This window comes from Bacteroidales bacterium, assembly GCA_018334875.1.
GTDB lineage: Bacteria > Bacteroidota > Bacteroidia > Bacteroidales > UBA12077 > JAGXLC01.
On record JAGXLC010000109.1, the window covers coordinates 1 to 12,006 of the forward strand.

The 12,006-nt window shown below is 43.3% G+C and carries 7 protein-coding genes; 5 read left to right on the forward strand and 2 right to left on the reverse strand.

All coding sequences use genetic code 11. The features are described 5' to 3' along the window. Positions 1-905 (reverse strand): metallophosphoesterase (locus KGY70_10295; protein ID MBS3775568.1); only part of this gene is annotated, 905 nt, incomplete at its 3' end. A gap of 267 nt (positions 906-1,172) precedes the next feature. Here KGY70_10295 and KGY70_10300 point away from each other — a divergent pair. The 3 genes from KGY70_10300 (at position 1,173) to KGY70_10310 (ending at position 5,375) form a co-directional block, all read left to right on the forward strand. After that, positions 1,173-2,852 (forward strand): DEAD/DEAH box helicase, encoded by a 1,680-nt coding sequence (locus tag KGY70_10300; protein MBS3775569.1) that lies wholly within the window; start codon positions 1,173-1,175, stop codon positions 2,850-2,852. A 23-nt stretch (positions 2,853-2,875) separates the two neighbouring features. Continuing rightward, positions 2,876-3,739, forward strand: a complete 864-nt coding sequence (locus KGY70_10305; protein ID MBS3775570.1) for a LytTR family transcriptional regulator DNA-binding domain-containing protein — start codon at positions 2,876-2,878, stop codon at positions 3,737-3,739. A gap of 154 nt (positions 3,740-3,893) precedes the next feature. Next, on the forward strand, positions 3,894-5,375 hold the full coding sequence (locus KGY70_10310) for a DUF4070 domain-containing protein (protein ID MBS3775571.1): 1,482 nt from the start codon (positions 3,894-3,896) through the stop codon (positions 5,373-5,375). Between the two features lie 100 nt (positions 5,376-5,475). Here KGY70_10310 and KGY70_10315 read toward each other — a convergent pair whose 3' ends face one another. Then, the gene (locus KGY70_10315) at positions 5,476-6,741 is read right to left on the reverse strand and encodes a Gfo/Idh/MocA family oxidoreductase (GenBank protein MBS3775572.1); all 1,266 of its coding nucleotides are present in this window, start codon (positions 6,739-6,741) and stop codon (positions 5,476-5,478) included. A 279-nt stretch (positions 6,742-7,020) separates the two neighbouring features. On the opposite strand from KGY70_10315, the gene KGY70_10320 reads away from it, so the two are divergent. Both KGY70_10320 and KGY70_10325 read left to right on the forward strand, forming a co-directional pair. Then, complete coding sequence (locus KGY70_10320) at positions 7,021-9,561, forward strand: carbohydrate binding family 9 domain-containing protein (GenBank protein ID MBS3775573.1); 2,541 nt, start codon at positions 7,021-7,023, stop codon at positions 9,559-9,561. Between the two features lie 99 nt (positions 9,562-9,660). Next, positions 9,661-10,980 (forward strand): hypothetical protein, encoded by a 1,320-nt coding sequence (locus KGY70_10325; protein ID MBS3775574.1) that lies wholly within the window; start codon positions 9,661-9,663, stop codon positions 10,978-10,980. Positions 10,981-12,006: the final 1,026 nt, after the last annotated feature.

Below are 12,006 nucleotides of genomic sequence, written 5' to 3' on the forward strand. Positions count from 1 at the left end.
TATTTTATCTCCAGCACCCGGTCCTTTTCCCGTCCAAAACCCTGAATTTCCAACCGGTTTTTATAAACGTTTACGATAGAATAGGAATTCTCCTCGGTATCCACCATACCTGTCATGGTCAGATAGTGCACGCCGTTTTTCATTCCATAATTTCCGTCGTGGTTATGCCCGCTCATATAGGCCCGTACGCAGGGATAATTTTCGAGCACCTGAATCACTTTTCCGGCATTCCATAGATTATGGGCATCCTCAGGATAAACGGGAAAATGACAGAATATGATCACCTTTTCTTTATTTGCAGTGGCTTTTTCCAGGACCCGATGAAGCCAGTTCATTTGTTTCTTCCCAATGGCACCATTCCATTCCGGCGATTCAATATCCTTCTGCTTATAATATTCGGTTGCTTCTTTATAGGAATCACTATCCTCAGGATAGGCATGAAAGCTGATGTCATTCCCGTCCAGCACAACAAAGCGCCAGCCATCCACTTCAAAATCGTAGTAACGGGAAGGCAGGTTCAGCCTTACAGGAACCTCCTTCTTGTATTTATTTGCAACACTGTAATCGTGATTGCCCAGAACATTGTGAACGGGCATTTCAAGTTGGTTAAGAATGGGCTGGATGGTGTCAAAGCTGTTGAAATCCCGGTCAATCAGATCCCCCAGATTAACCACATATTTCAGATCTAATACATTCAGATGATCTACACATAATTTTAGCTTTTTATCAGATAAAGCATATTCCCTGACGCCCTCACTTTGAACATCAGCATACTGGCAGTCGGCAACAACTCCAAACCGGAATTCCGGCTTTTCTTTTATAGGCCCATTAAACGGAACGTGATTAAGGAACACCAGTGCCATAATAAAAGTCAATAATAAGGTGATTAATTTTCTGTATTTCACTTGGATAACAGTTTGTTAAAGGTTTGAATTTCCAATTAATTTATATGTCAAATTCGCAAACTCTGCTTTTATCACCCTGGAACCCGCATGTTACTCATGTTCTTGTTGTAAGGTTTCTAGGTACAAGTTTCAAGGGTGCGCTTTCATGAAGCCCAAAGTTATCAATCCTATAATAAATCCTGTAAATATAATATTTTTCATGAGTTTGTGCCTTTTTTTTAAATTTATTTGACGTACCTTCGCATCTCAATTTTTTAAAACAAAATCATGCTGACATTTAACGCATTGGGCATTTCGCCCAATCTATTGAAAGGAACTGAAGAGCTGGGAATTAATACACCTACCCCCATTCAGGAAAAAATCATCCCTCTGGTTAATGAAACAAAAGATGATCTGGTAGGTCTGGCACAAACCGGAACAGGCAAAACAGCCGCATTTGGTCTGCCCATCATTGAGCAGATCAATACCGGTGAAAAATCGGTTCAGGCTTTGATACTGGCACCTACACGGGAGCTGTGCATTCAGCTTACAAAAGATTTGCAGGATTATTCGAAATACATCAAAGGGCTGGAGGTGGTGTCTGTATATGGGGGCGCCAATATTCAGACCCAGATCAAGGCGCTTAAGAAAGGAGCCCATATCATTGTTGCTACTCCCGGAAGGATGCTGGACCTGATGAAACGCAAAGCTGCAAACATTTCCGCAGTCAAAACAGTTGTGCTGGATGAGGCCGACGAAATGCTTAATATGGGATTTCGCGAAGAGCTGGACAGTATCCTGGAAAAAACCCCGGATGACAAGCGTACCCTCCTGTTTTCAGCAACTATGCCCAGGGAAGTGGCGCGCATTGCCAAAAATTATATGAGCGACCCCGTAAAAATAACCATTGGGAAGCAAAATGCAGGAGCGGAAAATGTATGTCACTATTATTACAAAGTGCATCCCCGGGATCGTTATCTGGCGCTAAAACGGATTGCGGATTTTCACCCGGATATTTACGGGCTTATTTTTTGCCGGACAAAAAGGGAAACTCAGGATGTTGCTGATAAACTGTTAAAGGATGGTTATAATGCCGATGCGTTGCACGGAGATCTATCACAGGCCCAAAGGGACTATGTGATGAAACGCTTCAGGGATAACTCGTTACAGATGCTGGTAGCTACCGATGTGGCTGCCCGTGGCCTCGATGTGAACAACATTTCTCATGTCATCAACTACAATTTACCGGATGACCTTGATGTATATACCCACAGAAGCGGCCGTACAGGGCGTGCGGATAAATCAGGCGTTTCAATTGCTATTGTGGATCAGAATGAGCAGAACAAGATAGCCCAACTGGAAAAGATCATCCACAAGAAATTCAAACAATTGCCGGTGCCAACCGGAGAGGAGATAACCAAAAAACAACTGTTCAGTTTCATCGACCGTATGGAGCATGTAGAAGTGGACGAAGATCAGATTGCTCCGTTTATGCATACAGTCAATAAAAAGCTGGAATGGCTGAGCAAGGAACAAATTGTCAAACACTTCGTTTCGCTGGAGTTCAACCGGTTCCTGGATTATTATAAAAATGCGGGCGACCTGAATGAGAAAGCAGAGGATAAACATACTTCCCGGAATAATAAGGATGGCGGCAAACGGAATGGTAAGGATCAGGTAAAAGGGAAAAACGGTTACGCACGGTTCTTCATCAATGTTGGGAAAAAACAGGGCATAACTCCCGGAAACATTATCGGAATGATCAATGACCATACAAAAGACCGGAAAATAAAAATAGGAGATATTGAATTGAAGGATAACTTCTCCTTTTTCGAAGTGGAAACAAAACACACCGACAAAATTTTGCATTCATTGCACAATAATACCTATAAAAGCAGACGTTTAAAAGTTGAAGTAGCCGGCGTGAAAGAAGGAGCAAGAAAAAAAGAGAAAGCCGGGAAAAAATAATATTCTTTACAAAAGTGTTGACATTGAAGACAAAAATTAAATCAGACTTTTTATATCAGCACATCAACAAAGAATTTAAGCTATTTGCAGGAATAGGCTTTGGTATATTCCTGTTTCTTCTCTTTTTCCAGCCCTTTACACTTAATAATTTTGATTTTAACAACCAAATATTATTCCTCCTGGGAGTTGGAGCCATCCTGTTCATGTTTATGGCAGTGGTGCGTGTTGGCTTGCCATGGTGGGTTGAACAGGCTTCCCGGGAAAAAGCCAATACAGTTTTGCAGCCTTATGTCAACGGATTCCTGATCTTCATTTTGAATGCCGTAGCGCTTCCTTTTTACCTCAGATATGTGGGGTCTGTTGATATCACTTTTTATGTCATTTTCAAGGTTGTATTTATCTGTATCATTCCGCCGCTTATCCTTAGGGTATACGATACTCTGGAAGCCCTGAAACAACAAAATGAATCCTACCTGGAAAAAAACAAACGATTGCAAAGTCTGGTTGATCAACTTAAAGAATTTAACCGAAACGAAACCATCACCCTTGTTTCCGAAAACAGCAGCGAAAAGCTAAATTTTCCGGTAAGTGATGTAGTGATGATCCGGTCAGCCGACAATTATGTTGAAATCGTGTATAAAGAAGGAGACAATTTTAAAAAACAATTGCTGAGAAATACGCTGAAGCACATTGAACACCAGACAACCCAATATGCCAGCTTCATTCGCTGTCACCGAACCTGTATCATCAACATCCATCACACCGAAAATCTGTACAGGAGACAAAACAGCTATTGGTTGAGCATTAAGAATTATACCGAGCAAGTTCCGGTTTCCCGTCAATATTTGATGTGGATAAAAGAAGCCATTCCTGCCAGGAAGGGGTGAATAACACCCACCCCATACTTTTACCACCTATCCGGATAAAATTTTATGTGTCCCATACTCTGTTCTGCTGCTCCCAACAACAAGAGTTTATTTTGATTCAGGTTGAAAAGGAGATATCTTTAATTCCGAGTTTAACCAATAAGTAAAAAGAATTATGAATGCATTATTGATCAACCCGCAATATCCAGCCACATACTGGAGCTTTAAGCACGCGCTAAAATTCATCTCCAAAAAGGCGGCCAACATCCCTTTGGGGACTGTTACCGTTGCTTCATTATTGCCTGATGACTGGAATAAAAAATTAATCGACCTCAATGTGACCGAACTAAAGGATAAAGATATTATATGGGCGGATTATGTTATGATCAGTGCCATGTCTGTTCAGACAGCATCTGCAAGGAACATCATTGACCGATGTAAGCAACTGGATACTAAAGTTATTGCAGGTGGCCCTCTGTTTACAGAGGAATTTGAACAATTTACCGATGTTGATCATCTGATACTGAACGAAGCAGAAATTACACTGCCCGAGTTTGTAGAAGACCTCAGGGCGGGTCAGGCCAAAAAAATATATCAGACGGATCAATTCGCCGATATCTCCAAAACCCCCATTCCTGATTATTCCCTTTTGGAATTGCAAAAATATGCAATGACAGGGATACAATATTCAAGGGGTTGCCCTTATGATTGTGAGTTTTGCGATATCACCGCTCTTTTCGGACGCAGGGTGCGCACAAAATCCCCGGAGCATATCATAGCTGAACTGGACGCCCTGTATCAAACCGGATGGAGAGGCAGTGTCTTTTTTGTAGATGACAATTTTATCGGTCATAAAGGGAAACTGAAAAAATATTTGCTGCCTGCCGTGATCCGTTGGATGGAACTGCATAATTATCCTTTTTCATTTACCACAGAGGCCTCCATTGATCTGGCCGACGATCCGGAACTTATGCGTATGATGGTGAGTGCAGGCTTTATCAAAGTTTTTGTGGGCATTGAAACCCCTGAAGAGGACAGTTTGGTAGAGTGCAACAAAATTCAAAACAACAAACGCGATTTGCTCAACTCCGTACACATCATACAAAAATCGGGCATGGAAGTGACTGCCGGATTTATTGTAGGCTTTGACAGTGACTCGTCCAATGTCTTCCAAAAGCAGATTGATTTTATTCAACGCAGCGGGATCATTACAGCCATGGTGGGGCTGCTGAATGCACCCCGGCTGTCAAAATTATACAAACGCCTGCAACGGGAAGGCAGAATTGTCGATACCTTTTCAGGGGATAACACCAACTACTCCATGAACTTTACACCGGCCATGAACAAGGAAGAATTGATGAACGGTTACCAGAAGATCATTCAGGGCATTTATTCCAGTAAATCCTATTATAGGCGGGTAAAGCTGTTCTTAAAAAACTACCGGCCTGATTTCAGGATGCGCACCAAGTTTGATTTCACACTTATTCTGGCCTTTGTAAAATCAATTTTGTACATTGGCATTCTGAAGAAGAACCGTAAATACTACTGGGACCTTTTATTCTGGAGTCTGTTCAGACACCCAAGAACTTTCCCCTTGGCCGTTACCTACAGCATCTATGGATACCATTTCAGGAAAGTCTTCCGTGAACTGACATAGACGCGTAAATGGTATTCCCGGATAAAGGAAAGCCAGGTGCATTAAAAAGAAAACCACCGGCGGCAAATAATCTGCCAGCCGGTGTTTTTTTATCTCAATTTTAGTCGAATTGGCTTAAATTCAACTGAGGATCCAGTTTGGAGTTGGAAAGATATATCTCATCCCAGGTTACTTTGCTTTCAGATATCCCGGCTTCTCTGCCCATAATCGCACTAAGTGTTGACCTGGCTCCTTCCCGTGCCTGATTCAGGTAACTGCCCGTGCGAATGCTGTTGATAAAGGATTTGACCTTGTTCTCATTGGCATCATGCAGGGATGATGAGAAAGCACCTGATGAAACATCTTCCTGTGATGGACTCTCTCCGGCTTTTAAAATTCCTGAATCCCATTCATTTTCCCCGGTGATATAAACGCCCCGGCTATAATGGGCTTCAGCCATCCCCTTTGTTCCGATAAAGCGGGCACATACATCACCAAAGGTGGATCCAATCTGGGTAGAATGGAGGCTTACATTGATGTTGCCCGGGTATTGATACAGCACCTGATAGTTGGACCATGAATCACCGAAATCAGGGCGACCTCTTCTTCCTCCCTGACCTACTGCCTGTATGGGCCGGCTGTTGATTGCCCAGTTGCATACATCAAGCTGGTGAATGGCCTGATCCAGTACAATGCCTCCGGACAAAGCGCGGAAATGAAAATGGTTCCTTATCCTTTTCTCGTCATACGACATCTTGTCAGACGATTCCACCGCAGGTGCCGAAGAAAGGTAATACAACTGTACATTGATCACCTTACCAATATCACCGCGTTGTATGCGTTTTACCATCTCCACATAGGGAGTGGCCTGGCGGATCTGAAACCCCACTGCAATGCTGACCTTGCCGTTCAGTCTTGCGCCAACCCGCTCGACCTGCTTGCATCCCGCTACGTCTGGAGCAACGGGCTTTTCACAATATACATGCTTGCCGGCATGAACGGCTGCTTCCATGTAATCCGCGTGCACATACGCGGGAGTTGAAATCAGCACGGCATCCACCTCCTGATTGTCCAGCAGTTTTTTCCAGGCCTCCGACCCCTGATACATATTCGATCTGGAAATCTTCGGAAAACCATTGTCGGAATTAAGCTGATCAAAGGTGCCCTTTTTCTTTTGAAGTTGATCCTCGAACAGATCAGCCATGGCAATAATGTTGATGTCCGTATGTTCTGCCATGGAAGAGAGTACAGCAGTGCCCCTGCCGCCACAACCGATAATTCCAAGCCGAACGGCCGAATTGGCACGTGAGCCAAAGGCTACCGACGGCGATACCATTGTCACTGCAGATATAGCCGCCGCATTTTTAAGAAAGGTTCTTCTTTGCATAACATAAAGTTTATAAATTAAACATGCTCATTTATTATTGGAAATTAATAAAATACTACCTCTAATCAAAATTAACAAAATCTGTTTTCAAATCATATTTCTGAGCATATCAAAATAACATAACGATCAAAACGGAAAATATAACCGTCAGGAGGTCTACGACCTTTTAAACAATAAGGGCATAGGATTTTGTTAACCTTAAAATGAACAAATCTTTTACAGATTTTAAATAGATTCTTTTTTTAAATTGCGCCCACAATCGAAAAAATAAATAATTCCATGTTTCTGAAGAACAATCATCGATATTTATTTTATAAACTTTTGGTTTTGCTGGTTTTTACCTTTCCCGCGGTTACCCATGCTCAAAGCACTGAAAACAAGGTGTTGAATGCCGTCAAAAACGGAGAACCTCCGAAAATAAACGGTATATTGGATGATCCGATATGGGAAAAAGCACCCGTGGCCACCGACTTCACGCAATACGAACCCTATAATGGCCGGGAGCCTTCTTTCCCTACAGAAGTAAAGATCATTTATGACGACCAGGGAATCTATGTGGGGGCAAAGATGTATGATCCCAATCCCGATAGCATTCTTACTGAGCTGGGGAAAAGAGATTTTGAAGGGCTGAAGCGTGTTCGCGGTTTAGAAGAAGTCAACGCGGATAAATTCAGCTTTTTAATAAATCCCTTTAATGATGGCATCAACATGATGGAGTTCACCGTATCTGCTTCGGGTGTGAAGTCTGATATCAAGCACATTGGTAGGGAGACCGATCATAACTGGGACGGCGTTTGGAGATGCGCTACGAGAGTTTCAGATTCCGGTTGGGTTGCAGAGATCATGATCCCTTATTCCACGCTCCGATTCCCTTCCGAGTTAAAACACCATTGGGGATTGCACTTCTTCAGAAATATCAAAAGATATAAAGAGTGGGATACGTGGAATCCCATTGACATAGAGCAGCAGGGCATTGTCAATCAGGCTGGCGAATTAAGCGGCATACAAGGTATTAATCCACCCCTGCGGTTGTCCTTTACTCCTTATTTTTCCACCTATCTTGAAAACCATCCGGAAGAAAACCGGTGGGTCAATGATGTACGGGGTGGCCTGGATTTAAAATACGGCATAACAGAGAGTTTTACTTTGGATATGACCCTGATTCCGGATTTCGGCCAGGTGCCAACCGAAGACCGGGTTTTGAACCTGACTCCCTATGAGGAGCGATATGATGAGAAAAGGCCCTTCTTTACCGAAGGAACGGAATTGTTTACCAAGTATAGTTCAGTAGGAGGGGGCGGAGGACCCGGTCCCGGAGGCGCAGAGTCGTTATTTTATTCCCGGCGCATAGGCGATGAACCGGCAGACATCGATGAGGTTGAATCCAAAATGGAGGAGGAGGAAATCATAAAAGAAAATCCCTCTGAAACCAGAATGATCAATGCCACCAAAGTCTCCGGAAGGACAGACAACGGTCTGGGGATTGGCGTGTTGAATGCCATGACCTCAGAAGCCAATGCCGTGGTAATTGATACGGTTACAGACGCATCCCGCGAGATCCGAACCCAACCCTTTACCAATTACAACATGATGGTGTTCGATCAAAACCTGAGGAACAATTCCTTTGTAAGCCTGATCAATACCAATGTTCACCATATCCGCGGAAACTATACGGGCAATGTCACAGGTGCCGCTTTTCAACTGGCCAACGAAAGCAATACCTATCAAATTTCAGGAAAAGGGGCTGTAAGCCAAAAATACATGACAAATAACCAATTCGGCCATTCATATAACGTTACCTTCAGCCGGACCAAGGGAAATTTTCAGTTTGAGCTGGGCCACAAGACCCAAACCGATACCTACGATCCCAATGACCTGGGTTATAACATGCGCAACAATGAATTTTCTCAGCAAATGGAGCTGGAATACAACATCTTTGAACCTTTCTCCATATTCCGAAGCTTGCACACCAACGTGGATATTGAATATTCCAGTCTCTATAAGCCCAGAAAATATCAGGAGTTTGAGCTCAGGTTGTTTTCTATAGCCCAGTTTCAAAATCACTATTTTACATTATTAAGGGCCGACTGGCAGCCAGAATCCCATGATTACTTCGAACCCCGGGTTGAAGGCTGGAGGTTCAAAAGGCCTGCGCAGTATTCAGCCGCTCTGTTTATAGGAACCGATGATACCGAGGACTTTAGTGTAAGGGGAGGAATAGATTACGGAAAATCTGCAAGATGGAATCAACATGAATACGGTTTTGATATTTCTCCCAACTTCCGGTTCAGCGATGCCTTTTCACTGAATTATCGGTTTGAATACGAGAAAGAAATGAACGACATGGGATACGTGGAAGACGAGCCCACCCAGGACGGGGATGTCTCCATCACCTTCGGAAAAAGAAACGTGACAACCCTAGAGAACAGACTGGAGGGCAGCTTTAAGTTTAGTCCCAGAGACTTGATAAATCTGCGGATACGCCATTACTGGAGAACCCTTGATTACTCGAATTTCTATCCCCTGCAGGAGAATGGGGATCTGGGGACACCATACGGATACGACAGGTACGGATCAAGTCAGGATCTAAGTTACAATGCCCTGACCGTTTATCTTCAGTATTTATGGCAATTTGCCCCGGGAAGCGAGCTCTCTTTTGTATGGAAAAACAACATTTACCATTTCTCTGAGGATATCCCGGACAGCTATCTCAGAAATCTGGATCAAACGCTTAACGCACCCCAGATTAACAGTTTTTCTCTGAAATTTTTATACTATCTGGATTATCAAAGCATACAAAGGGGGCTGCAACAGTTGTAACGGCACCGGAAGATCATCCTTCAGGGTGAATTTTACCGGCTTGGCCATAAACAATTGAAAGCTGGGCAACATTAAATAAAAGGAAAAAAATATAACGTTATGAAGACACAAAGAAAAACAGAAAAAAAAGGAGTGTTGATGACAGGTATGGTGGTTGCGTTCTTTATGCTGCTTATAGCGGGGAATGCCATACAGGCCGACAACCCCCAGGATACAATACAAGCCGCCAACCTTCAGGATACCACCCACGAAGATACCATTCAGGAAGAAGCACCCAATGTGTATCTGGATTGTCATTTTTACTGTGATGAAGATCACATCAGACGGGAAATTAGCTATGTAAACTATGTAAGAGACCGTAAGTATGCGGATGTCCATATTATGATCACCAGAGAACGTGCCGCAAATCAGGGAACAAGATATTCGGTTTACATGCTCGGGCAGAACGGATATGCCGAGCTCCAGGACACCCTGCGGTTCAATGTCGGACCGGATGAAAGCGAAGATGAAAGCCGGCAAAAAATGGTACATGCCCTTAAAACGGGTTTAACCTCGTACCTTATCAAAACCCCGCTCTGGCAAAATATGAGCATTGATTATAGAAAGCCCACTGCTGAAGAAAAGATAACGGATAAATGGAACTTCTGGATTTTCGAGGTCGGTGTCAACGGAATGATGAGAGGTGAAGAGTCGCAGGAAGGCTATGACTTTAGCGGAGAATTAGAAGCCAATAAAGTCACCGAGGACATCAAACTTGAATTTGAATTCGACGCCGATTATGAACGAGACATTTATCAGGTAAATTCAGAAACCATCACCAGCATACACCGTACCTACGATCTGGACGGACTTGCCGTATGGAGCTTGTCTGAGCACTGGTCAGTCGGAGGGTTTGGAGGCTTTTACTCTTCAAGATACCGTAATACAAAGATGTCATACCAGGCTGCGCCGGCAGTGGAATTTAACGTATTTCCATATGCCGAATCCACTACACGGCAACTTACCTTTCTATACCGACCGGAATTTTCATACGATGAATACGAAGATACAACCATTTTCAACAAAATCCGGGAGGACCTGTACCAGCAGACTTTGGCCATCGACTATGAAGTCAAGCAAAAATGGGGCACCATAGACTTTTCCGTGGACCTATCTAATTATTTCCATGACTTCTCGAAAAACCGGGTAAGCTTTCGAAGCTCGGTAAACCTGAATCTGGTTAAAGGACTGAACATTTATTTTAGGGGAGGCGTTTCACTGATCAACGACCAGTTGTCTTTGCCTAAAGGAGACGCCACTACGGAAGAAATTCTTACCCGGCAGCAGGAGCTCGCTACCAGTTATAATTATTATACCCGTTTCGGCATCAGCTATACCTTCGGTTCGATGTACAACAACATTGTGAATCCGAGGTTCTGACAAACTGCAGTAAGGTCAGGGATTATAATTGATTTACAGGTAAACAGATGGAAAAAGGAAATGTTATTGATGGTTATTAGGTTGTTTTACAGGAGTTTGACAGGAGTTTGATTGCCAGTCTGCCGACAGGTGGGTTTGACGAAAATGTCATTGATGGTCATTGATTGTATTCGCATACTTGCCTCAGTTTACGACTCATTTCGGTCGGATCCGGTTGCGCGGGGGGAGAGAAGGAATCTTGACCTCTTAAATGATCATTAATTGTATCCATAGAATTGCTATCTGGTTTGGCCTTCATTTACTTTGTGCTCCTTCGTGAATCTCTTTGTATCTGTTGTGGTGAATATTCCTTCAATATTTGAACCACAAAGGATCACCAGGGATACGCCACACACAAAGACCTGTATTCGAAAATAAATTCTATCGCGCGCTCTGACGAGGCGCCTGCATATCGGTGGGTTGATCTTTTTTATCGCTATTGGCCCTCTATGAGGGCGGTATCAAAGGTTCAGGACTTTATTTGTTGCAGAGCACTTTTTTTACTCCGAAATAATAATCAGTTAATAATAGGGATTTAAGCTACGGGCAGACCTTTTAAAATTTCAGAAGACCGGCTCCCCTCCCTTTTTCTTCAAGGGAGGGGATGTAAGGGGAGAGTACGCCCCCGAAAAGATTTGAAATAATCATCTAAATATTGGCAAACAGAACCATTTTATAGAAATATTCCCATTATATTTCGTTGAATTTGCCTATGCTTTAAGTAAACTTGCTATCTTGCCCCCGGCCAGGGGGCAGATAGCGATAGAAATGGCATACCACCGGAATTCAGGGCGCCTCGTCAGAGTGCGTAATAGATTTTTTATTCTTCTGCGCATAGATGGGTATTCCTGGCAACAGGGTTTATACAAGTACTTAACATGAAATGCTTTACTATTTTCCTCCGGTTCCTGATTTGACCACAATCCCGAGTTTCTCAAGAAGCTGGGGATTATCTCTGAAGGCAAGATGCGCCACCTTTTTATATTC

What these genes read in the sequence shown, in the direction of transcription:
- KGY70_10300 (MBS3775569.1), top strand. Translation starts at nt 1,173, where the DNA reads ATGCTGACATTTAACGCATTGGGCATTTCGCCCAATCTATTGAAAGGA.
- KGY70_10325 (MBS3775574.1), top strand. Translation starts at nt 9,661, where the DNA reads ATGAAGACACAAAGAAAAACAGAAAAAAAAGGAGTGTTGATGACAGGT.
- KGY70_10310 (MBS3775571.1), top strand. Translation starts at nt 3,894, where the DNA reads ATGAATGCATTATTGATCAACCCGCAATATCCAGCCACATACTGGAGC.
- KGY70_10320 (MBS3775573.1), top strand. Translation starts at nt 7,021, where the DNA reads ATGTTTCTGAAGAACAATCATCGATATTTATTTTATAAACTTTTGGTT.
- KGY70_10315 (MBS3775572.1), bottom strand. Translation starts at nt 6,741, where the DNA reads ATGCAAAGAAGAACCTTTCTTAAAAATGCGGCGGCTATATCTGCAGTG.